General features: G+C 54.0%; 16 protein-coding genes, 1 tRNA gene, 1 rRNA gene and 1 pseudogene. 11 read left to right on the forward strand and 8 right to left on the reverse strand.

Annotated features, from left to right (window positions below; translation table 11 throughout):
• Positions 1-23 precede the first annotated feature (23 nt).
• The 6 genes and pseudogenes from AC3CB2_RS18110 to AC3CB2_RS18135 form a co-directional block, all read left to right on the forward strand.
• A pseudogene (locus AC3CB2_RS18110) lies at positions 24-515 on the forward strand (NapC/NirT family cytochrome c); the annotation flags it as partial.
• A 90-nt stretch (positions 516-605) separates the two neighbouring features.
• Positions 606-1,748 carry an ethylbenzene dehydrogenase-related protein gene (locus tag AC3CB2_RS18115; RefSeq protein WP_425328961.1) on the forward strand — a complete coding sequence of 381 codons (1,143 nt, stop codon included), beginning with the start codon at positions 606-608 and terminating at the stop codon, positions 1,746-1,748.
• 211 nt (positions 1,749-1,959) lie between these two features.
• On the forward strand, positions 1,960-2,379 hold the full coding sequence (locus AC3CB2_RS18120; protein WP_008548712.1) for a cupredoxin domain-containing protein: 420 nt from the start codon (positions 1,960-1,962) through the stop codon (positions 2,377-2,379).
• Between the two features lie 34 nt (positions 2,380-2,413).
• Positions 2,414-3,928 (forward strand): cytochrome D1 domain-containing protein, encoded by a 1,515-nt coding sequence (locus AC3CB2_RS18125; protein ID WP_352935108.1) that lies wholly within the window; start codon positions 2,414-2,416, stop codon positions 3,926-3,928.
• Positions 3,929-4,475: 547 nt separating this feature from the next.
• The gene (locus AC3CB2_RS18130) at positions 4,476-5,996 is read left to right on the forward strand and encodes a hypothetical protein (protein WP_352935111.1); all 1,521 of its coding nucleotides are present in this window, start codon (positions 4,476-4,478) and stop codon (positions 5,994-5,996) included.
• A gap of 1,174 nt (positions 5,997-7,170) precedes the next feature.
• Positions 7,171-8,361 carry an NnrS family protein gene (locus AC3CB2_RS18135; RefSeq protein ID WP_352935113.1) on the forward strand — a complete coding sequence of 397 codons (1,191 nt, stop codon included), beginning with the start codon at positions 7,171-7,173 and terminating at the stop codon, positions 8,359-8,361.
• A 162-nt stretch (positions 8,362-8,523) separates the two neighbouring features.
• Here the strand turns inward: AC3CB2_RS18135 and ptsG are convergent, their stop codons facing one another.
• The 6 genes from ptsG to AC3CB2_RS18165 form a co-directional block, all read right to left on the reverse strand.
• Positions 8,524-10,233, reverse strand: coding sequence for a PTS glucose transporter subunit IIBC (gene ptsG / locus AC3CB2_RS18140; RefSeq protein WP_352935116.1), 1,710 nt, complete (start codon positions 10,231-10,233; stop codon positions 8,524-8,526).
• A 100-nt stretch (positions 10,234-10,333) separates the two neighbouring features.
• Positions 10,334-12,886 (reverse strand): phosphoenolpyruvate--protein phosphotransferase, encoded by a 2,553-nt coding sequence (gene ptsP / locus AC3CB2_RS18145; protein ID WP_352935118.1) that lies wholly within the window; start codon positions 12,884-12,886, stop codon positions 10,334-10,336.
• A gap of 580 nt (positions 12,887-13,466) precedes the next feature.
• The gene (locus AC3CB2_RS18150; RefSeq protein WP_352935120.1) at positions 13,467-14,507 is read right to left on the reverse strand and encodes an oxidoreductase; all 1,041 of its coding nucleotides are present in this window, start codon (positions 14,505-14,507) and stop codon (positions 13,467-13,469) included.
• Between the two features lies 1 nt (position 14,508).
• Positions 14,509-15,405, reverse strand: a complete 897-nt coding sequence (locus AC3CB2_RS18155) for a sugar kinase (RefSeq protein WP_008548456.1) — start codon at positions 15,403-15,405, stop codon at positions 14,509-14,511.
• A 213-nt stretch (positions 15,406-15,618) separates the two neighbouring features.
• Positions 15,619-17,046, reverse strand: a complete 1,428-nt coding sequence (locus AC3CB2_RS18160) for a sensor histidine kinase (RefSeq protein WP_352935123.1) — start codon at positions 17,044-17,046, stop codon at positions 15,619-15,621.
• A 27-nt stretch (positions 17,047-17,073) separates the two neighbouring features.
• A complete protein-coding gene (locus AC3CB2_RS18165) occupies positions 17,074-17,790 on the reverse strand; it encodes a response regulator (protein WP_208982245.1) in 717 nt (238 codons plus the stop codon).
• Positions 17,791-17,993: 203 nt separating this feature from the next.
• On the opposite strand from AC3CB2_RS18165, the gene AC3CB2_RS18170 reads away from it, so the two are divergent.
• From AC3CB2_RS18170 to AC3CB2_RS18190, 5 genes are all read left to right on the forward strand, one after another.
• A complete protein-coding gene (locus tag AC3CB2_RS18170; RefSeq protein ID WP_352935126.1) occupies positions 17,994-19,241 on the forward strand; it encodes an ABC transporter substrate-binding protein in 1,248 nt (415 codons plus the stop codon).
• A 69-nt stretch (positions 19,242-19,310) separates the two neighbouring features.
• Positions 19,311-20,219, forward strand: coding sequence for a carbohydrate ABC transporter permease (locus AC3CB2_RS18175; RefSeq protein WP_008548294.1), 909 nt, complete (start codon positions 19,311-19,313; stop codon positions 20,217-20,219).
• Complete coding sequence (locus AC3CB2_RS18180) at positions 20,212-21,099, forward strand: carbohydrate ABC transporter permease (RefSeq protein ID WP_014284571.1); 888 nt, start codon at positions 20,212-20,214, stop codon at positions 21,097-21,099. Before AC3CB2_RS18175 ends, AC3CB2_RS18180 begins: the two co-directional genes overlap by 8 nt.
• Positions 21,100-21,109: 10 nt before the next feature.
• Positions 21,110-22,222 (forward strand): ABC transporter ATP-binding protein, encoded by a 1,113-nt coding sequence (locus AC3CB2_RS18185; RefSeq protein WP_352935130.1) that lies wholly within the window; start codon positions 21,110-21,112, stop codon positions 22,220-22,222.
• 18 nt (positions 22,223-22,240) lie between these two features.
• Positions 22,241-22,402: a hypothetical protein gene (locus tag AC3CB2_RS18190; RefSeq protein WP_008548723.1), complete on the forward strand. Its 162-nt coding sequence runs from the start codon at positions 22,241-22,243 to the stop codon at positions 22,400-22,402.
• A gap of 79 nt (positions 22,403-22,481) precedes the next feature.
• On the opposite strand, the gene AC3CB2_RS18195 is transcribed toward AC3CB2_RS18190, so the two are convergent.
• Positions 22,482-22,558, reverse strand: a tRNA-Met gene (locus AC3CB2_RS18195).
• 52 nt (positions 22,559-22,610) lie between these two features.
• Positions 22,611-22,713: ribosomal RNA gene (rrf, locus tag AC3CB2_RS18200) — 5S ribosomal RNA — on the reverse strand; the annotation flags it as partial.

Genomic DNA, 22,713 nt, shown 5'->3' on the forward strand with positions numbered 1-22,713 from the left:
GGCGCAGGTATTTCCTATGGGGAATGCCGGTAGGTGGCCTTCTGGCGGCCTTTGTCGTCGGCATTATCTTCTGGGGTGGTTTCAACACCGCCATGGAAGCGACAAACACAAAAGAATTTTGCGTCTCATGCCATGAGATGAATGACTTCGTCTATCAGGAATACCAGGGCACGATCCACGACGTAAACCGGTCCGGTGTTGGTGCAGTTTGTTCAGACTGTCACGTGCCGAAAGACTGGACACACAAGATCATCCGCAAGATCAAAGCCTCCAAAGAAGTTTGGGGCAAGCTCGTGGGAACGATCAACACGCGTGAAAAGTTCGAGAACAAACGTCTGCACCTTGCCAAGAACGAATGGGAGCGGATGAAAGCGACGGATTCCCGTGAATGCCGTAACTGTCATGATTTTGAATCCATGATGCCGGAGTTCCAGAAGCCGCGCGCTCGTCAGCAGCACCTGAATGCAATGAAGACAGGCCAGACCTGTATCGATTGCCACAAGGGTATTGCGCACTCCAACGTTCGTGATCGTGCATCTGACGAATATCTCGAAATGATCGAGGCACCGAACCACAACTTCGTTCGCGAGATTCCTAAAGAATACATGGAAAGCCTCGCTCGTATCGAAGCGAAAGAAGCTGCTGAAGCAGAAGCTGCAAGTGCTGCGAAGAAAGCACAGCAGGAAGCTATGCAGGCGCAGATCGCTGCTGCAGTCGACGCGGCTGTTGCTGAAGAACGCGCAAAAGCTTCCGGTGAAGCAAGTGCGGCTGATGCAGGCGATACAGTTGGTGCAAACATCGACTGGAGCGGCGTGAACAGCGTGGATATGACCCTGTTCTATCCTGGTCAGGCTTCCTTCGAGTTCGTTCAGAACGGTAAGCAGCACGGTGGTGCTCGTCCGCTGACAAAGGGTGGTGACCAGTGCACAACCTGTCACGCGAAAGAGCTGGAAAACATCGGCAACAAGATCGTCAAGGGCACTGAAAACACTGAGCCTACGCCAATTCCTGGCAAGCGCGGTGTGATCAACGCGACGATGCAGGCTGCTCATGATGGCGAGAACGTCTACTTCCGTCTGCAATGGCCAGATGCACCTCATGCACCTGCACCATTCGTTGACGGCGGCAAGATGGATCCGGAGAACCAGATCAAGGTTGCCATGATGATCACCGGTACTGGCATCAAGATGGGTGAACAGGTTGGTTGCTGGGCAACATGTCACGCAGACAACACCTACATGCCATTTGATCCGGGCCCAGAAGCAATCGCTGCTTCCGGTGATGTTGCTGAACTGCTGAAGGCGAAAGAGTCCATCCAGAAATACCTGAGCGAAACCCGCACAAAGATCGAAGTTAAAGGTCGCCGCGGTAAAGCACAGGGTGGTTGGAACAAGCTGAAGTCTGCTGAAGAAATCGACCAGCTGCTGGCTGACGGTACCTTCATGGATCTGATGCGTGTCTATGCTGACGGTTCCGCAACCAATGGTTACCTGCTTGAGCGTCGTGTTCAGAACGACGGTGACATCGCAGCGTCTGCCAAGCTTTCCGCTGGCATGTGGACCGTGGTCTTCTCCCGTCCGCTGACAAGCGACAAGCCTGGCGATGTGCCACTGGAAGCAGGCAAGACCTACACAGTTGGCTTCGCGATCCACGATGACTTCTCATCCGCACGTTTCCACCACGTGACGCTGAACACCAGTTTGGCGCTGGATGATGAAACTGCCCAAATCAACGTGGTAGGACGCTAAAACACACAAAGGGTGGCCGAGCAATTGGCCACCTTTTTTCTTGGAGGCGCGGGCCTCCGCCAGGATTTCGTTTTTACGTATCTTTGTCCGAAAGCCGTCTTCCGCTTTTCAGAGATACGCTAAGCTGCAGAGCTTGCTCTAAGTTTTTCCAAGTGTATCCTTGTCGATAATACCTAGATTATTTTGGATATGCATTTGAGAGGGGCGTCTCATGTACTCAAGACTTCTTCAAGGTTCCGCTGTCGCATTGGGTTTGCTGATGATGACACCAGCGATGGCCAAGGACGACAAGGCTGCTGAGCTCTGCGCAAAAGCAGAAGCGCGCTATGTCGATATGTTCGGGCATCCATCTGCTGAAGCTGAGGGCGTGACTGTCGTGACCATGTACAAATACCGCTTCTGCCCCGAAAAGCTGACAGTGCCTGTTGGAACGACTGTGCGCTGGGTGAACGTGGACAAGCGCACCAGTCATACAGTTCATTTGAACGAGGCAGGCGAGAAAGAGTCTGACCGGCTGTTTCCGGAAGAAAACTTCGAGTTCACGTTTCTAAGTGCCGGCTCACAGCAATATCTGTGTGGCCCTCACTGGGAAACACAGAAGATGATCGGCATGGTGACCGTTACTCCCTAGTGTAGATTGCACTCCAAATTTCTGAGTTAATTCAATGATCAGGCTCCTTGTTTCACTTGGGTCGGCTGTTCTTACAGCATCTGCTTGCCTTGCTGACCCTGCTGTTCTTTATCAAAAGCATTGTGTTGAATGCCACGGAGAGAACCGTTTGGGCCTGATCGGTCCGGCTCTACTTCCTGAAACTCTGGGCAGTCTGCGGGGCACAGCGCTTCAGGATACGATCAGGAGCGGGCGGGAAGCGACCGAGATGCCGTCTTTCCGCGATGTGTTGAATGACCAGCAGATTGACGAGCTCAGCGCCTATCTGAAAACTCCACTGGCCCCAGCACCTGTCTGGGGGATGGAGCAGATCTCAGCGAGCCTGATTAAGAACGACGACTATGAACCGGTCAAAAAACCGCTCTGGTCGGCAGATCCGCTGAATGTGACGCTGGTGGTTGAGACTTCAGATCACTCTGTCAGCGTTCTGGATGGTGACAGCTTTGAGGTTCTGACACGCTTCAAGACGCCGTTTGGTACGCGCGGACAGCCCAAGTTCTCACCGGATGGCCGGTACGTCTACATCATGTCCCGCGATGGCTGGATTCAGAAGTTTGATCTCTACGCGTTGCAGGAGGTCAGCCGTGTTCGTGCTGGCCTGAACAGCCGGAACATTATGCTGAGCCATGACGGCAAGTGGATTGCAGTAGCCAACTACCTGCCCAACACATTTGCGATCCTCTCTGCTGATGACCTGAGCCCACAAAAGGTGGAGCAGGTGAAGGGCAAGGATGGCTCACCGAGCCGCGTGTCCGCCGTTTACCTCGCCGCCAAGCGCAAGAGCTTTGTGTTGGCCCTGAAAGACACGCCCTCCATCTGGGAAGTGTTTTATGGTCCCAATCCGCCGCATTATGGCTTTGCCCATGACTGGCGCGTGGAGGGGCCAGCTCCCAACAAGGATCCGTTTCCGCTCCGCACCATCACAGTCAAAAGCCTCGTCGAAGATTTCTATCTCGACCCGACTGATGAGTACGTGATGGGGGCTTCTCCAAGCGGTAAAGGTGGACAGGTGGTTGATCTGGTGATCGGCCACAAGATTGCAGATCTGGATATAACAGGCATGCCGCATCTGGGTTCTGGCTCCACATGGAAGATGGGCGAGCGCACGGTCATGGCGACGCCTCACCTGAGAGAGCCTCTGGTTTCCATCGTTGATATGAAAACGTGGGAGACCCTCAAGCAAATCGAGATGCTCGGGTCAGGCTTCTTTACCCGCACACATGAGAACTCCCCTTATCTCTGGGTGGATGTTTTCTTTGGCCCGCACAAAGATGCTATTCAGGTCATCGACAAACAGACCCTTGAGATTGTGAAAACCCTGCGCCCTCAAAAAGGCGCCCGCGCTGCCCATGTTGAGTTCACACAGGACGGCAAGCACGCACTGGTTTCCATCTGGGAAGAGGATGGCTCTGTTGTCATCTATGACGCCAAGACACTGGAAGAAGTCGACCGCCTGCCAATGAAAAAACCACGCGGGAAATACAACATCGGCAACCGGATTGAGAGGTAGGGGACGCGGGTAAGTTATAGGTTGTGGCTGACCATCTGCGGTCATTCGTACTACCTTTAAACATCCCGAGTTTGGACTTGCCTTCAACTTCAAGTGTTTTCCATCTGACTGACTGATGAAGGCAGCAGATATCTCAATATAAAGGCACAAATATAGTCTCGCGGACTAAGCGGGCTTTCGATGCAGCGCGAAAACTCCGGTAACCGAGAGGTAGCTATTAGTGCCTAGGACCATTAGCTGCCATTCGAAAACTTCAATGTGAAGCGTAGGAGAACTGGAACTCTGTCATCAACCATCTCCCTTGTTTTCTGCGTACACTGCCTTTAACCGCATTGTTTCAATGTTACTAAGTCTATGCCGAGTTAGGATTGGTTTACATCTAAGCCAATGAACGCGACAGTCGTCACCACACGCGATTTGAGTGCTTGAGTTGATCAGAAACCAACGAGAAACCATGAATATGGCGCTAGATTTTATCTACTTAAAGTTGTAAATATCTCAGACTTGAACTTTATTTGACCCTCTTATTCTCAGAAGAAATTTCAAAATGGCTAGAGTCGATTGGGCACCAGAAGCTGCGTTAGCAATAGATCTCTGTAAGTCTTGGACTAATGATCTGAAGAAGGATCTGAACTGCGATGTGTATTTATTTGGAAGCGTCATTTACGAAAGCGGTGATCAGTTTGATCCACAAAATAGCGATTTAGACCTGATTTTTCTGTTTACGAACTCAACTAATGCAACAGAGCGGGTAAAGCAACTAATCGATTTGCGAACTTACAAAGCGACTCTTGAGCTTGAAATGGTACCAAAGTTGCACCGCACAAATTGCGAAGAGGCTGGTGTAAGCATCGTCCCAATCTACCAGCTCGATTTGCAAGCAAACATTCACAAAAGTGGTGCACGTCGTTTCTTTGACCGAAATATTTTTCTAGATCTTAACACTGAACAAGAATCCATTGGTCTTTTAGGAGCAGGCTCATGTTCTTTCCCAGATGAGAGCCGACAAGCACTTGAATATGTGCAAAAAATACGAAATCAGTTTTTATCCATCAGCGCGAATAGCACTGGTGGAATACCAGATTTTGACGGGAGTGATCCCCTGCCCAAATCCCTTGCTCGTGTCGCAGCACAGCTTGTTCCTGATGCAGATGTAGGTACTTGGTATGATACTCGTTTTGGCTTGGAGTACATTTGGGATGAACTTTCACGTAGACGTTCAGAATCAGACCTCTTCGCGCAACTCTATCGAAAGATTTCAGTCAGGAGGGGAGGGCGAGGAAAGAACAGGCCTCTCTCGGACCAAGATCAATTGCTACTTGCTGAAATTCTTTACGATAGAGCGACAGCATTCCCGACTACACCAATCGCTACTTGGGAAATTCGCTTCATTGGTATCCAACCAAGCGAAGAAGATAAAGAACGTGTTTTAACTGCTCTTAGGTCGCTTGTGCCTGATGGGGAGATTATTGGGGTGTTCAAAGGAAGTATCATTGTACGACTTCGCAGCTCTCTTCGTAGCTATGAGACAGTGAAGAAATTACACACCCTAGGTGTACTTTCAGACTTTTTCGAGGTGGAGGAAGCGGAGATTTCGGATGCTGAGAGTGAAAATCCCTTCAGTATTTTCAGCCCTCAACGTCTAATAGACCGCCTCGCAGATCACATAGCTCGTTGGCATCCTGAAACTAAGAGTTCTGGTTTTGAGCGGGAGGCTAGTTTGATAGGTCGCCTGGAGGACTGGTTGCACCAAGATAGAAATTTAGCGGACCTAAGGATTAGACGCGATAAATGGTTCGTAGCAAGAGATAGTCGGATTCGTCCTGACTTCTTGATCGATTCTGTTGAGCCAAATCACGAGCAACCACTTGCTATAGAACTAGTTCACCTTTACCGCCGCCACATCTTCTTCAGTTTGATTGACCGTGTTCGAGCATACTCGATGCCTACAATCCTTGTTGTGATTGGAACTTCAAAATTGCTGGAGGAGTTGCGTAAAGACATTCAAAGAGTTGCATTTGTGGATAGTATGATCCGTGTAGTGACTATTGAAATAAAGACCCTTTAGTTCAATCTAAACTAGACAGCTTGCTCGCATATCCGGAACACTTTGCTATAGAAAAGAAATCTTTAGGGTTTTCAGCTGCCCTTATGCTTTGGCTAATTTGTAAGGAAGCTATTGTGTAGTGTCTGTGAGGCGTTGTTGTTAATCTCGACGATTGAGTATTATCTGCAATCAACCCCTAGCTATTTTGCATCTATCTAGATTTAAATAGCTTTTGGACTCAAGTGTCTTTTACCCGCGCAGGCATCTGCTTTGATACACAGCAAATTGATGCGTTAGCGAAGACCTGCGACTTGTTCGATGTCCGCAATGAGCTAGTACGATTAGTGGCTACCAAGATATCGAGTTGAGTCGAGCATACCAATAAAGCCCTGCTGCATTGATGACTCGATGTTACCTCAACTCATGATGGAAACACTCGAATGTCCGGTAGTGGCCCTTACTTGCCCTTTGAGTTTAAACACTGCAGTGAGCAAGAAAGCGCACGGAAAAACTTATCCCCCTTGCAGGAAAGTGCTCTTATACTCATTGCATGCCCACGTGACGGGCAGCTGGCGGGCCGTCCGTCGGTGTGTCGTGGGCTGGGTGGGGCTTTTGTGAGGGGTAACGCATCTTGCAAAGGTCCGGTGGCACCGATTTTCAGGCGTGACTGCATGGTCTGAGAGGAAGGGCCCAAGCCTGAAGGGCATCACGCAGTGGCATTTGCTGGTCAGAGCAGCACATGTCAGGGGCAATGGACCTATCAGAGCAAGGAAACCTGCTCAGATACAGCCATTGTCCTTCCGGGAAACCGGCTATCGTGTCTTTCAGGATAAGAGGCGATGTTGGCCATACCAAAATGCCCGGGCAAGGCGCGTAGCCAATGCCGAAGACTCATATCTAACAAGTAGCGCAGGTGTTGCCTGCCGCCTTGCTCCTCCCGATCTTCGGGAGATTTAAGTTCCAACACTGCATGGGAGGCCATGTGGTGCTTTTGGTGCATCTAAATTTCTTACTGCAAAAATCGCAGAGCTCCGGGACGTATGACGTACCGAAACCTTCATCCCCCGCAAATGCAGAGTGCACTTAATAATAGTCAAGGACATGCTAGTTTGGATTGGTGAAGCTGATGGCAACGCTAACGCGTAGATCACTGAATGTGCATAAAGCATATCATCAAGAGCCAAAAGAGCGCCTCATGTCGACTACAATGGAACAAGTCAGATCCTGGCAGGGCCCTGCGCTTTTCAGTTACGGGTTCAGACCATTTTTCCTCGCCAGTGCCATTTGGGCAGTTGTGATTATGCTGCTCTGGATTCCAATGATATCCGGGCATATTGAACTCCCAGTCGCGTTTGGTCCGGTCTCATGGCATGCCCATGAGTTTCTGTTTGGCTATCTGAACGCGGTGGTGGCAGGGTTCTTGCTGACCGCAATTCCCAACTGGACCGGGCGGATGCCAATTGTCGGCAAGCCGTTGATTTTGCTCTTTAGCTTATGGGTGATTGGCCGTGTGGCGATCCTGTTCGGGGCCTATCTGCCAGCGGGCCTGATCGTCGTGCTGGATATCTCCATGCCCTTGATGCTCGCAGCGGCTTGTTTGCGCGAGATTATGGCAGGAAAGAACTGGCGAAACCTGATCGTGCTTGCTTTGATGGCCCTGCTCATCATCGCGAACCTGCTGTTCCACTGGGAAGCCTGGAGCGATGGGTACGCTGCAAACGGCTATGGTATGCGCCTTGGCATTTCCACCATGGTGCTGATGGTTGGTCTGATCGGCGGACGTATCATCCCATCCTTCACCCGCAACTGGCTTGTGAAGCAAGGCAGCAAAGATCTCCCTGTTGGTCCTATGCAGAAGTTCGACAAGATCTCTCTACTGTTCCTTTTGGCAGGGCTTCTGATCTGGACAGCACTGGAAGATCATTGGCTTGCAGGTGTGGCGCTTGTGATTGCAGGCAGCCTCCACTTTGCCCGTCTGGCTCGCTGGAAAGGGCAATACACCTTCAAAGAACCTCTGGTTCTGGTGCTCCATGTGGCGTATCTGTTCATGCCTACCGGGCTGCTGCTTCTGGGCTTTGCAATCCTCCTCCCAGACTTGTTTGATGTCACCGGCTCCCAACACCTACTCATGGCTGGTGTCATGGGTATGATGACCCTCGCCGTCATGACCCGCGCCACCCTCGGCCACACCGGTCAGGATCTTAAAGCAAGCAAAGGCACGACCTTCCTCTACTGCGCCATGACCCTCTCCATCCTCCTCCGCTTCACCGCAGGACAGATGCCAGAGATCGCGGCAAGGCTCTATGATGTTTCGGCCCTGGCATGGATACTTGCATTTGTGGTGTATGTGGCGACGTTCGGGCCGTTGTTGGTGAGGAGGCGGTGAGGAAATCATAGGCTTTAAATAAGCCCCCTGCCCTTTATTGGTTTTCCTTCGAACCAAATAAAAAGCAGCACTCGCCGGGTGGGGAGTGCTGCTTTTGGTGGCGGTGCCTCTGAAGGTTCGGGAGGAGGGTAAACCTCCAAAGGCACCTTGGGTCTCTGTCAGTTAGATCTGAGCAGAGAGATCCTTGGCGAGGGTGGTGTACTTTTCGCCAACGATGAGGTGGAGCGCTTTGTCTCCGGCTTTCATGACCTGAACACCTGCCTGGGACAGGTCCGGCATGGACACACCAGCGATGTCGCGCAGTTCAACGCGCACACGGGTGTTTGCCACAGCTTCAACAGCTACCACGTTATCCTTGCCGCCAAGCTGACTAAAGATCGCGGCTGCATCGAGAGCTTGTTCTGCTGCTGGTTTTGCGGGAGCTCCGCCGCCTTGCAGGTAGATCTCCATATCGGTTTTCAGGTTCTCAGAGGCAGTACCGAAGATCGCCTGCGCACCGTTGCCAACGCGGATCACACCACGGGCGCCGAGGGCTTTCAGGGCAGCATCGTCAACCTTGGAAACATCAGCCGTGCTGACACGCAGGCGGGTGATGCAGGCGTCCAGATTGGTGATGTTGTCTGCACCGCCAAAAGCTTTAACCAGTGCTGCGGACATTGCGTCTTCATCACCGGCGGCAACAGCAGCGGATGCTTCAGTTGCAGCTTCACGGCCAGGTGTTTTCAGGTTCAGAGCTACGATGAGAACACGGAACACAGCGTAGTACAGAGCCGCATAACCCAGACCAAACACGACCAGCATCCAGCCGTTGGAGGAGAGTGGGTAGAGCAGAACGTAGTCGATGAAGCCGTGTGAGAAGGTCATGCCGTGTTTAATGCCGAGCATGATCATCAAAGAGTAGCCAACACCTGCCAGAATTGCGTGCGCGATGTAAAGAACTGGCGCAACGAACAGGAACGCGAATTCGATTGGCTCGGTGATACCTGTCAGGAACGAAGTCAACGCTGCGGAGATCATGATACCGCCAACCATGGTGCGGTTTTCAGGCTTCGCGCAGTGCCAGATTGCCAGTGCAGCAGCAGGCAGACCCCACATTTTGAAGAGGTAGCCACCAGCCATGTTACCAGCAGTTGGATCACCAGCAAGGTAGCGCTGGATTTCGCCGGTGACAGCCTGACCGGTTGCCGGATCGATGTAGGAACCAGCTTCGAAGAAGAATGGAACGTTCCAGATGTGGTGCAGGCCGAATGGGATCAGCGCACGTTCAATCACACCGTAGATGAAGAACGCAACTTCAGGGTTTTCTTCAGCTGCCCAACGGGAGAACGCGTTGATGGCGCCGCCGATTGGAGGCCAGACGAAGGACAGGATAACGCCGAGGAAAATACAGGCGAATGCTGTGATGATCGGAACAAAGCGCTTACCAGCGAAGAAGCCGAGATAATCCGGCAACTTGATGCGGAAGAACTTGTTGAACATGAACGCAGCCAGCGCGCCTACGAGGATGCCGCCGAACACGCCGGTGTCGATGGAGGTAATGCCGAGGATCGGCTTGGTTTCGATGGCAAGTGTTTCTGCTACAACGCCCATTGTCGCCAGAAGAACACCGTAACCAACCACAGCAGCAAGGCCGGCTACACCGTCGTTTTTCGCAAAGCCTAGTGCAACAGCAACTGCAAAGATGATTGGCAGGTTGCCGAAGATCGAACCACCAGCCTGCGCCATCAGATGGTTGATGAATTCCGGAATGAACGGCAGGTCAGCAGCGCCGACGCCGAGAAGGATACCAGCAGCTGGAAGAACCGACACTGGTAGCATCAGGGACTTACCAACCTTTTGTAAGGCACCAAATGCGTTTGAGAATGTACTCATTGTTTTTCCCCCAGAGTTGCACGGTGTGCGAACACGCCATGCCCCCTGATTTTGTTAGGCATTCCCGTCTGGAACGCCAACTCCCACATTTACTCCTGCATCACTGGTGTGACTTGAGGAGATCTTTCACATCACTGGTATCCGCGCAGTCCAAAGCCGCTTGTGCGAGCTTGCGGGACTCCTCCATGGATACAGTGCGAACTGTGTGTTTCACTTCCGGCAGAGCAGGTACGCTGACGGAGAGTTCTTTGACGCCGAGGCCGATGAGGATCGGCACGGCTTCGATCTGACTGGCGAGACCGCCACATACGCCGACCCATTTGCCTGCATCTTCCGCTGCTCTAACGGTGAGTTCGATCATGCGCAGAACGGCTGGGTGCAAGGCATCTGCACGGGCTGCGAGGCCTGGGTGGCCGCGGTCGATGGCCATGACGTATTGAGTGAGGTCGTTGGTGCCGATGGAGAAGAAGTCCACTTCCTGTGCCAACTTGTCTGCCATGAGGGCGGCGGAAGGCACTTCGATCATGATGCCGACTTCAACATGCTCAACACCAAGGTTTTTCTGCTCTTCACGCACCAGCGCGTTGACGGCACGTAGCTCGTCCAGGGCGCTGATCATTGGGTACATGATGCGAGCGTGGCCCTTGTGTGTCTGAGAGAGGATCGCGCGGACCTGACGGCGCAGGATGCTTGGGCGCTCGATGCCGATGCGAACACCGCGAACACCGAGGAACGGGTTTTCTTCATGCGGCATTGGCAGATATGGCAGAGGCTTGTCGCCGCCCACATCCAGTGTGCGGATGATGACAGGACGCTCTTTTCCCATAACCTCAAGAATTGCGCCTACTTTTTCGGCTTGCTCTTCTTCGGTTGGCTCGTTGAGACGCTCCATGTAGAGGAACTCGGAACGCAGTAGGCCAATAGCTTCCGCACCGGCTGCAACAGCCTTTTCAGCGTCTTCTACGCTGCCGATGTTGGCTGCGATTTCGACCTGAAAACCGTCTTTGGTGATAGCTGGTTTATGAGCGTCGCGCTGGTATTCTTCAGCTTGCTTGGCAGCATTTTCGATCTTCTTGGTGAAGGCCGCTTGCTCTGCATCAGTCGGGGCCACTTTGATCTTGCCGCGTTTGGCATCCAGAAGCAGAACGGTGCCGTCAGCCAGATCCTTCATGGCGTCTTCAACGTTGACAAGATAAGGCAGGTCGTTGGAGCGGGCGATGATAGCTGCGTGAGAGGAAGAGCCGCCGTGAGTGGTGCACAGGCCGACAATCTTGGTCAGATCCAGTGCAACGATTTCGGATGGTGTGATGTCTTCCTGAAGGAGGATTGTGCCTTCTTCGAGGATTTCGCCACCATCATCTACGCCGAGAAGCTTCTTCAGAACGCGCAGGCCAATGTCGCGCACGTCGGCAGCGCGGCCTGCCAGCAGAGGGTCGTCCATCTTGGCAAGGGTTTCTGCTTGCGCTTCATACGCCAGCTTCCAGCTCCACGCCGCACCTTGCCCTTTGGCGATGTCGGCCAATGGCTTTTCGGAGAGTTCCGGGTCGGAGAGTAACTCGATGTGGGCGTTGAAGACTTCTGCCAGCTCTTCCTGACCGTTTTTGGTCAGGCGATCGATGATGCTTTGCAGGTCTGCAATGGAAGATTTGACGGAGGCTTTGAAGGCTGCACGCTCTTCAGCAGCGCCGATGCTTTCGCGGGTGACTTCCGGTAGAGCCTTGTTGTGCTTGACCAATTTGCCGATAGCGCGGCCCGGAGATGCGGTGAAGCCAATGAGAACGCCTTCTTCGCCAGACTTAACCTGAAGCAGTGGAGCCTCTTCCTCAACCTCTTGCTGTGGGGCTTCAGAGAAGCTGATGATCTCTTCACCTAGACCGGCCTTCACAGCGGCGATAACATCAGCCACCACTTGCTGCGCATCCGGTCCAACAGCTTCGATCTCCAGCGTGTCACCCAGCTTTGTCTTCAGGGACATGATGCCGGTAACAGAGGAACCGCTACAGGTTTTGCCGTTGACGGTGAAGGTCACTTTTGCATCGGCTTTGCGCACTTCAACAGCCAGACGGGCGGCTGGACGGGCATGGAGGCCGGTGGCATTCGGGATCTTGATGGAGCCTGTGATCGCAGGGCCGGTTGGCTCCGCGGCAGTTTCCTGCACAGGGGCAGATGTGCCTTGAGGGCCGTTGCTGCTTGGGACGGTGAAGACGACCTGATTGAGGTCTGTCTGGACGCTGCCAAGGGGAGTAACTGGGGTGATTTCCTGACCGCTGGTGATAACAACTGCGGACTGGACGGAAACACATTCGCGGGCGATGACGTCGGCGTCGAAGGTGATAAGTGGCTGACCTTGCTCGACCTGATCTCCCTCAGCGACGTGCAATTCGAAGCCACGGCCTTTCAGAGCGACAGTGTCGAGGCCGATGTGCATCAGCAGTTCAACGTCGCCTTGCTGCAACGTAACTGCATGATGTGAATTATGAATTTGAGTTATCTGACCAGCAAATGGGGCGTAAAGAACATTGTCGATCGGGTCGATGGCAACGCCATCTCCCATCATCTTTTCGGCAAACACCGGATCGGGCAGGTCGGTGACAGCCTGAACAATGCCCTTCAAAGGCAAATTGATGGAAAATTTGTTTTTTGGATCCTTCACCGTTTTATCTCCCGATTATATTAGGTGAATGCGCGCCTTCTTAAGCTTCGACTAAGTCTTGAAAGGACAAGAGGCGATTTTTACGCGAGGATCATTTGGGCGAGGCCGCGCAACAATACGTAAAAAGACTAGTGTTACGAGGTGTTACGAATTGTTACAAAGGGAAATATTTCTCATTACATAGAGAATGACTTACTTATAAAACTCAGGTCTAATCTATTAGATCTGTAAGAAAGATTAGTTTGAGTTCTATACTAATATATATCTTGGAATTACATGCGGATCAGAGCGTGCCCTTACGCATTTGCAACAGGTTTGTAACAACAGCTTGATACATTACAGGCCAAGTTTTTCACGCTGCTTTGCCCGCAAACTGCCTAAAATCAGATTGTAGCAGACGGAAACCGACTGCATCCGTACCTGAAGACGTCTTCAGAGTACCGGATTTGGTCCGCCGTTTTTTAGTGCGTTGCTATGTGAAATTTGCGTTCAAAGCGCTTTTTGTTGCGCGCTTATGTGCTGAACGCTGAGGGAAGGAACCTGTGGCAGCGCGTGCCTGCCACAAGCCGAGTTTCGGTCTTCAGAGCAAGACTGTTCTGACTTCTTTGTCGCTCAGGTAAGCGGCCTCAATGATGCGGATGGTCTGCATGGCATCGTGAGGGGAGACGGGTACAGCGGTACCGTGGCGGATCGCATCCCGCATACCAGCGTAGAAGCGCTCATAGCCACCTTTCTGGCTTGGTACAGGTGTACCTTCACCTGCCTCGTCATAAAGAGTGCCCCAATCGTCTTCCGCTTCAACACCCCAGTCAGAACGGGCTGGTCCGCCACCGGCCTTCAGCATGTCCTCTTGCGGGTCCATGCCATAGGTGATGTAGGTGGCTTTATCCCCGCTCACCTGAAAACGCGGGCCTTGCTCGGTGCTGAGGCAGTTGCCGTGCAGGATGACGTCACAGTCATCATAACCAAGCACGAGGTGGAAGTGATCCACTGCAGCTGCATCTTTGCGCTGAACACGCAGTTTCGCCTGAACCGACTTTGGCGTGCCAAACAGGCAGAGCGCCTGATCGATACCATGGGCGCCCAGATCATACAGAATGCCTGCACCGGGGATATCCTGTTCGCGCCAGCGGCCTTTGATGTCCGGGCGGTAGCGATTGTAGTTGTACAAATATGAGTGCACTTTGCCGAGACGGCCTGTTTCCATCAAGTCCTGCAGTGTCAGGAAGTCACAGTCGAAGCGGCGGTTGTGATAGACGGAGAGCTTCAGGTCTTTCTGCTCCGCAATCTCAATCAGCTCTTTTGCTTCTGCGCTGGTGATGGTGAATGGCTTTTCAACCACCACATGCTTGCCAGCGAGCAGCGCCTTTTTGGCATGGTCGTAGTGCAGCGTGTTGGGCAGGCTGAGAACGACAAGCTCGATCTCCGGCAGCTCCAGCACCTCTTCGAACGAGGTGTAGGGCGTAGAGTCCGGCAATTTGCTCTTCACGAGATCCGGCTTGCTGGAAACAACGGCCGCAAGCTCAATGCCGTCAACAAAGGTCAGCAGCGGCGCGTGGAAGCTCTGGCCGGAAACGCCAAAGCCCACCAGAGCCGTTTTTACAGGTTGATCAGCGCTCATATCACTCATCGCCTGCAGGAAAGTTCTTCTGCACGTTGTCCAGATCCAGAACGGTTGGCAAAGATGCTTCGTTGCCGAGGAACTGAATGGCGTGCGCAGAAGCTGCACGGGCGGTTTTGAAGTGATCTTCCCAGCTGCCTTTAGGATCAGCCAGATACGCGTAAACATAAGCACCGTGGAAGGTATCACCGGCACCGTTGGTGTCGATGACGCGGTCTTTTGGTACCTTCAGCGCTGGCTGGCGTTTGATCGGGCATTTGTCTTCGTACCACAGCAGACCTTGCTCGCCCTGTGTCACACCGCCCACTTTCACGCCTTTGGCGCGCAGGTATTCCAGCGTGTCTTCAGGAGATTTACCAAGCTGCTCGCAGAACAGTTCAGAGACAATCGCAACGTCGATGTAGTCGAGCAGTTCCTCGGTGTTCTCGCGAACCGCACCACCGTCCAGAGAGGTCAGAATGCCGTGCTTGCGGCACAGTTTGGCGTAGTGCAGAGCAGCGTGTGGGATGTGGCCATCAACATGCAGTGCCTGACAGCCAGCAAGGTTGAGATCTGGGAACGGATGCAGGAAGTCGTTGTCGCGACAACGAACGATCGCACGTTTGCCATCCTTTGGCATGATGAAGGAGAGAGAGCTTTCCTTCACCTTGCAGCTATGTATAGGAATGGAGTACTTCGCGGCCATATCGCGGAACATGCGAGAGAGCCAGTCGTCTGCCATGGAGCACAGCAGGTCTGGCGCGATGCCCAGCTTTGCGCAAACAAAAGCTGCGGTAACGGCGTTGCCGCCGAAGCTGACTGCATAATCCTGCGCGATCGCCTTTTCGTCGCCTTCCGGCATGGTCTCTGACAAAAAGGTGACGTCGATGTAGGACTGGCCAATGAATAGCGCTTTCATCCTGTACTCCATTATAGTCCGGCCCCACTGCCCAAATGCAGTGATAGCATCCTCCGCTTTTAAAGGCGGATTTCTAAATGATGTCCTAGGGAAATCATGAAACTGGTCACTCGGCAAACCTGATGTTTCAACTTGTTACATTACAGGTTGTTTTTGCAGATCTTTCCCCAAAATGAAGGGTGAGATGAGGAAAACTACGCAGGCTGTGATTCTTTAAAGTTCACGGGGCAGTTTTACGAAGATGCAGAACTTGCCTTCTGCCGTTTCGCCAAGGCTGATCTCGCCGCCATGGGCATTGATGATCTGTTTGACGATGGACAGGCCGAGGCCTACGCTGGAAGAACGGGTGCGTTCCACACTGTCATTGCGGAAGAATGGTTCAAACACCTTTTCATGCAGATGAGACGGGATGCCGGGGCCGGGATCGCTGATGGAAACAAGCAGCTGATCATTCTCAAGACTCTGCATTTCTACAGTGGCTGCACCGCCATATTTGAGCGCATTATCTATGAGATTGCTGAAGGCACGGCGCAACGCGGTGGGCTGACCATTCATGACGGCGCGGCCTTCCACTTCCAGTTCAACCTCTCCGCCGCCACCGAAAATGTTGCGGCTCTGGTCCGTCATTTTGTGGCGTTGCGGCACGAAGACAACATCGTTGCCCGTGTCCATGTAATCATCACAAAGCGACTGAAGCAGCGCGGCGAGGGAGAGCTGCTGTGGCTCTTCCAGCAGGGCGTTAAACCGCAGAAAATCAAGGGAAGCAGCGATAAGACGGGTCATCTCCTCCACATCATGCAACATGCGATTGCGCAGTGATGTGGATTCGATCTGCTCCAGCCGCAAGCGCAAACGGGTAGCTGGCGTGCGCAGGTCATGGCTGATGGAGGCCAGCATCCGCTTTTGCTCCTCCAGCAGCTGTGCCCGGGCTTCCTGCTCTCGCACCAGCGTATCCTGCAGGGCAACAGCTTCCTCTGTATCCCACGGTTTCAGCTCTGCGCGCTCATACTTGGCGAGGGACCGGAACGGGGCAGCTGTGTAATGCACGAGGCTGCGCGCGAGAACGAACACCAGCGTGATGCAAAGGGCTGCGATGATGAAAAGTACGGGCTCGGTCATCCGGTCCTGCCACAGTTTTGGGAAAGTGATCAGGCGACTGCCTTGTCCCTCTGGCAAGGTCAGGTAGAGCTGAACAGCCTTGTCCTGCCGCGTGACAGCCTGCGCAAAAGCGCCCAGATTATCAAGCTGATAGGCTGGGGTTTGCTGGTCGCACGTGATCAGGTCCGCCCGTGGCAACGTGCCTGTAAACACCAGTTCGGCTGCGAGCCTGAGACCGCCCGCTTCAATGGTCAACGGAAGAGACGAGGTATCGCCAGAAAGCGCTGGTTTGCCAGCTTCAACCACCTGCAGATAGGTGCCGGCAAAGGGTGCTGGCGCGGTGCTTCCCAGCAAAGACGTGCGAATGTATCGGCTCAGTTCGGCACCGGCCTCAAAGGAGTTGGCGAGCGCCAGCTCTCTGCTGTTGTAGGCATTAAGCGTGAGCCCCAGAACCACAAAGATCGACAGCACGGCGGTGATGAGAACCACAACCATACGGCGTTCAAGTGATCTGGGAAGGATGCTCAGGATCAGTCCTGACACGGCCACGCTCTTTCCGGTGCTCTCACATTACACTCGCGTTACGCTTTGAGAAAACAGATAGCCCTGATGGCGCACTGTGGTGATGAAGTCGGTATTTGGATCAGTTTGCGCCAGCTTTTTGCGCAGGCGGCTGATCAGAATATCGATGCTGCGATCATGGGAATCCACCTTGGCCCCGCGCAGCACGCGTCCCAGTGTATCGCGGGAAATCGGCTTTTGCGGTGACTTCACAAAGGTCAGCAAGGCATCGAACTCAGAGGAGCTGAGATGCACCAGCACACCGTCCGGCGCTGTCAGGTGGCGGGTTGCTTCATCCAGCTTCCAACCGCTGAACTCAAAGCGCTGCGCTTTGGGCGCTGCTGCTGTTTCAACGTCTTCCGTGCGGCGGAATATAGCAAAGATACGTGCCTGTAACTCTCTGGGGTTAAACGGCTTTTCCAGATAGTCATCTGCACCCAGTTCCAGCCCGACAATGCGTTCTGTATCACCTGTGATAGCGGAGATGATGATGATCGGCATCTTGGAGGTCTGGCGCACGCGCTGGCACAAGGTCAGCCCGTTTTCTCCCGGCAGCATGATGTCCAGAACCATCAGATCAATGTGGTTGGTGTCCAGAAGCTCCATGGCTTCTTCCGCTGAGTTTGCGGTGAACACGGTGTACCCACGATCTTTCAGGAAGTCTGCCGTCAGGCTGGCGATTTCCTCATCATCGTCAACAATCAGCAGTGTTTTGTTCGAGAGCATCATACCTCGGTGTACCCATTTCAATCCCAACCAGCTCACTCTGGCCCAGTGCTGTATAACAAAACATTTGGCCGCGGCGAGAGGAATGTGTATGCGTCAGGTTGTCTTGCACGTGCAAGTTCATTGGATTGTGTGTTTATACGAGATAAATTGAAGAAAGAGTTTGCTAGAAGCGTCCTCTGACCATCCATCGGGAGAGTGTAATGGGCAGCCAGCGTCTCAGCTTGGTCGCACTTGCTGTTTTACTCAGTAGCATAACCGCGCAGGCCGCACCCACAGCTGAAGTTCTGCATTTCTGGACTTCAGGCGGGGAGGCGCGCGCCGCGTTGTCGCTGAAACACGCCTTTGAAGCCCGCGGCGGCGTATGGGATGACGCGCCCGTGGCTGGCGGCGGCGGTGATGCCATGGCCGCCGTTCTGCGTGCCCGCGTGCTCGCCGGTGTGCCGCCCTCGGTGGCGCAGGTCAAAGGACAGAACATCAAGGAATGGGCCGCTGTTGGCGCGCTGGAAGGCCTCAACGCAGTGGCAGACGAGCAAAAATGGGACGCGCTGCTGCCAGAACTCCTGAAAGAGTCTTTGCAGTATCAAGGCGAGTATGTGGCTGTACCGCTGAACATTCACCGCGTGGACTGGATCTGGGCCAATCCCAAGGTGCTCGACAAGGTCGGCGTCACACCTCCGCAAACGTGGGATGAGTTCAACGAGACCGCTGAAAAGATCAAAGCCGCAGGCTTCATTCCGCTCGCCCATGGTGGTCAACCCTGGCAGGACGTGACTTTGTTTGAGGTGGTGCTGCTGGGTATCGGCGGGGCTGAATTTTACAAGCAGGTCTATCTGGATCTGGATCAGGAAGCCTTGCACTCAGACACCATGATCAAGATATTCGACCAAATGCGCAAGCTCAGCACCTATGTGGACCCGGGCGCTCCGGGTCGTGAGTGGAACCTTGCCACCGCCATGGTTATGCGCGGTGAGGCGGCCATGCAGATTATGGGCGACTGGGCCAAGGCGGAGTTTTTGACCGCAGGTCTCAAGTACGGGGAAGACTTCGTCTGTGTTTCGGCTCCCTCCAGTGGCGGCTACATCATCAACTCCGACAGCTTCGCCATGTTTAAGGTCTCTGATGAAGAACAGCAGAAGGGCCAGCAGCTGATGGCCTCCATGTTGCTGGATGAGGATGTGCAGAAGGAGTTCAACCTACTGAAAGGCTCCATTCCCGCCAGACTGGGTGTGAGTTTGGAGGGCTTTGACGAGTGCGCCATGAAATCCAGTGAGGATCTGGTGCTCAACGAAGCGCGTAACACCGTTGTCGGCTCCATCGCCCATGAGCTTGTGCAGTCCGGAGCGGTGCGCGGTGCCTTTCTGGATGTGGTGACAGAGCACTTCAACACCAACATGTCTTCACAGGAAGCTGTCGAAAAGCTTGCCGAGACCGTAATCCTAGCAGATTGATTTCCCAAGGGCAGTCAGAGTAAAGCGTAGACACTGACACCCAAACCAGCACTGAGCAAAGAGAGCCCCATGTCCAACCCCCAGCAGCGCAAGCAGATGTCTGTTCTTGACAGACTGCAGCGATATTTGCCGCAGCTGGTCGTTGGTCCGCCGTTCCTGCTCATCGTGTTCTTCGTGTATGGGTTCATCGCGTGGACGGGCTTCATCTCGCTCACCAATTCTCGCATGCTGCCCACCTTCGATTTTCAGGGCATCCAGCAATATGTGCGCCTGCTGGCTATGGACCGCTGGAACGTGGCTTTCCATAACCTGCTGATTTTCGGCAGTCTTTACATCCTGTTTGCCATCACCATCGGCTGTGTTTTGGCTGTGCTGCTGGACCAGCGCATCCGTGCTGAAGGGGCGCTGCGCACCATCTATCTCTACCCCATGGCGATCAGCTTCATCGTCACCGGCACAGCGTGGAAATGGATCCTGAACCCGTCTCTTGGCATCGAAAGCTACATGCAACAGCTGGGGTGGGAGAGCTTCCAGTTCGACTGGATCGTCAACCGGGATATGGCGATCTATGTGGTCGTCCTCGCCGCCGTCTGGCAAGCTTCAGGCTTCGTGATGGCCCTGTTCCTGTCCGCCCTGCGCACAGTCGATGAGGACATCATCCGCGCGGCCCATCTTGACGGTGCCAGCACCACCCGTATCTACTTCGGCATCATCCTGCCATCCCTGCGGCCTGTATTTCTCTCCGCCTTCGTCATTCTCGCGCACCTGTCCATCAAGAGCTTTGATCTTGTGGTGGCGCTGACAAATGGTGGTCCGGGCTATTCTTCCACGCTGCCCGCCAACTTCATGTACGAGATGGCCTTCCGCCGCAACCAGATCGGTCTTGGCGCAGCCTCTGCCATGATGATGCTGGCCACTGTGGCCGCAATCATCGTGCCCTATCTTTATTCTGAGTTGAGGGCAAAGCGCCATGGCTGAACCCAAAACACTCCCCGGCGCCAGTGGCAAACGCTACCTGCTTGGCCGTCTCTTCATCTGGACCTTGCTGCTCGCCGCCGCCGTGCTCTATCTGGGCCCGATTTATGTGGTGCTCTCCACCTCCCTGAAAGATCTGGCCGAAATCCGCGCAGGCGCTCTGTTGGACTTGCCCCACGAGCTCAACTTCACCGCCTGGCGCGAGGCCTGGTCCAGCGCCTGCATCGGCGTGCGCTGTGAGGGCCTGCGGCCATACTTCCTCAACTCGGTGATCATGTCCGTGCCATCGGTGGTGATCTCCACCCTGATCGGTGCTTTGAGCGGCTACGCCCTGTCGCTCTTCCGTTTCCGCGGTGCCAACATCATCTTCGCCCTGATGCTGTTCGGCTGCTTCATCCCGTTCCAGATCGTGATTTTGCCCATGGCCCAAACCCTTGGGTTTCTGGGCATTGCCAACTCTATCACCGGCCTGATCGTGGTGCACACCATCTACGGCATCAGCTTCACCACACTGTTCTTCCGCAACTATTATGTGTCCGTTCCGCAAGAGCTGGTGCGCGCTGCCACTATGGATGGGGCAGGGTTCTTCCGCATTTTCTGGCACATCATGCTGCCGCTTTCCGTGCCGATCATCGTTGTCTCAGTGATCTGGCAGTTCACGCAGGTGTGGAATGAGTTCCTCTTCGGGGCCAGCTTCACCTCCGGCGGAGCGCAGCCGGTGACAGTCGCGCTCAACAATCTCATCAACTCCACCACCAGCGTAAAGCAGTACAACGTGGACATGGCCGCCGCCCTCATCGCCGCAGCGCCGACCCTTGTTGTCTACATCATCGCTGGCAGGTTCTTCGTGCGCGGGCTCACCGCCGGCGCAGTCAAAGGCTAGAGGCTCATTTATGGCAACCATATCCATCGAACATGCGTCCAAGTCCTTTGGCTCCACTGAGGTTTTGAAAGACATCTCCCTTGATGTGAAAGACGGCGAGTTCCTCGTCCTGCTCGGGTCCTCCGGCTGCGGTAAGTCCACGCTGCTCAACATCATCGCCGGTCTGGAACCTATTGCAGACGGTGAAATCCGGCTGGATGGTGAGGTGGTCAACGACGTTCACCCCAAAAACCGCGACATCGCCATGGTGTTCCAAAGCTATGCGCTCTATCCAAACATGACGGTGGAACGCAACATCGCGTTTGGCTTGGAAATGCGCAGGATCAGCAAGGCTGAGCGCAAAGCCGCCGTGCGCGAGGTGGCCAGCATGCTGCAAATCGAGCATCTGCTTGCCCGCAAACCAGCCCAACTTTCAGGCGGCCAGCGCCAACGGGTCGCCATGGGCCGAGCTTTGGTGCGCCGCCCCAAGATCTTCCTGTTTGACGAACCGCTTTCCAATCTGGACGCCAAACTGCGCGGCGAACTGCGCACGGAGATCAAGAAACTCCATCAGACCCTCAAGGCCACCATGGTCTATGTGACCCATGACCAGATCGAGGCCATGACGCTGGCAGACCGCATCGCCATCATGAAAGACGGCGTGATCCAGCAAATCGGCACACCGCAAGAGATCTACAGCAAACCCGCCAACATGTACGTCGCCGGCTTCGTCGGCGCACCGCCCATGAACTTTGTCAAAGTGGATCTGGTGAAGCAGCACGACCAGCTCGGTGTCATTCTCCCAGCTGTCCTGAAAGGTGAGCCCAAGGACTACTTCCTCCCGCTGCCAGTTTCAAAGCAACTGGAGCTGCGCGAAAACACAAAAGTCATCCTCGGCCTGCGCCCCGAAATGATCACCCACAACGCCTTCGCAGCCCCAAATACCCCACAGATCGAATGCGACGTCGAACTCCTAGAACCCACCGGCGCCGACACCCTCTGCCTCCTCCGCCTATCCGGCCACCCCGCCAAAGCCAGAGTATCCCCCTTGTTCGCATGTTACCCTGGAGAGAGCATGGTGTTTTCCGTTGATATGGAACGCGTGTGCTTGTTTGACGGGGAGAAGGAGGAGTTGATTGGGTAGGGCCGCCTCCCCCATCATATGATTGCTCAGGAGCTTTCTGAGGGCGTTCTGAAGACCCTGCCAACTCTTGGCGAGATCAGCCTGCCAATCTGCCTTGCCAAGCGCGGCAACCACCATTCGGGTCCGGTGGCCTCACATATCTGGAAGTACTTTGATGGAGAGCAGAATTTCCCGGCCTAGGCCGGTTAGTTGCCGGTTTCTGTTTCAAAATCTGGACAACAAAAAACCCGCCATCTTTGCGATAGCGGGTTTGATATTTTGGTTGCGGGGGCAGGATTTGAACCTGCGACCTTCAGGTTATGAGCCTGACGAGCTACCGGGCTGCTCCACCCCGCGGTAATAAGGTATGTTCTGTTTTATTTTGAGAGATTGTGTGTGCTTTATTCATGCCCGGCGGCGCCCTACTCTCCCGCGTCTTAAGACGAAGTACCATTGGCGCAGGGGCGTTTCACTTCCGAGTTCGGGATGGGATCGGGTGGGGGCGCCCCGCC

The sequence above is a fragment of the Pseudovibrio sp. SCP20 genome (assembly GCF_057774105.1).

Excerpts from the sequence above, each read along its gene's own strand:
- AC3CB2_RS18115 (WP_425328961.1), top strand. The coding sequence starts at position 606 with ATGGAAAGCCTCGCTCGTATCGAAGCGAAAGAAGCTGCTGAAGCAGAA.
- AC3CB2_RS18120 (WP_008548712.1), top strand. The coding sequence starts at position 1,960 with ATGTACTCAAGACTTCTTCAAGGTTCCGCTGTCGCATTGGGTTTGCTG.
- AC3CB2_RS18125 (WP_352935108.1), top strand. The coding sequence starts at position 2,414 with ATGATCAGGCTCCTTGTTTCACTTGGGTCGGCTGTTCTTACAGCATCT.
- AC3CB2_RS18130 (WP_352935111.1), top strand. The coding sequence starts at position 4,476 with ATGGCTAGAGTCGATTGGGCACCAGAAGCTGCGTTAGCAATAGATCTC.
- AC3CB2_RS18135 (WP_352935113.1), top strand. The coding sequence starts at position 7,171 with ATGTCGACTACAATGGAACAAGTCAGATCCTGGCAGGGCCCTGCGCTT.
- ptsG (WP_352935116.1), bottom strand. The coding sequence starts at position 10,233 with ATGAGTACATTCTCAAACGCATTTGGTGCCTTACAAAAGGTTGGTAAG.
- AC3CB2_RS18150 (WP_352935120.1), bottom strand. The coding sequence starts at position 14,507 with ATGAGCGCTGATCAACCTGTAAAAACGGCTCTGGTGGGCTTTGGCGTT.
- AC3CB2_RS18155 (WP_008548456.1), bottom strand. The coding sequence starts at position 15,405 with ATGAAAGCGCTATTCATTGGCCAGTCCTACATCGACGTCACCTTTTTG.
- AC3CB2_RS18165 (WP_208982245.1), bottom strand. The coding sequence starts at position 17,790 with ATGCTCTCGAACAAAACACTGCTGATTGTTGACGATGATGAGGAAATC.
- AC3CB2_RS18170 (WP_352935126.1), top strand. The coding sequence starts at position 17,994 with ATGGGCAGCCAGCGTCTCAGCTTGGTCGCACTTGCTGTTTTACTCAGT.
- AC3CB2_RS18175 (WP_008548294.1), top strand. The coding sequence starts at position 19,311 with ATGTCCAACCCCCAGCAGCGCAAGCAGATGTCTGTTCTTGACAGACTG.
- AC3CB2_RS18180 (WP_014284571.1), top strand. The coding sequence starts at position 20,212 with ATGGCTGAACCCAAAACACTCCCCGGCGCCAGTGGCAAACGCTACCTG.
- AC3CB2_RS18185 (WP_352935130.1), top strand. The coding sequence starts at position 21,110 with ATGGCAACCATATCCATCGAACATGCGTCCAAGTCCTTTGGCTCCACT.
- AC3CB2_RS18190 (WP_008548723.1), top strand. The coding sequence starts at position 22,241 with ATGATTGCTCAGGAGCTTTCTGAGGGCGTTCTGAAGACCCTGCCAACT.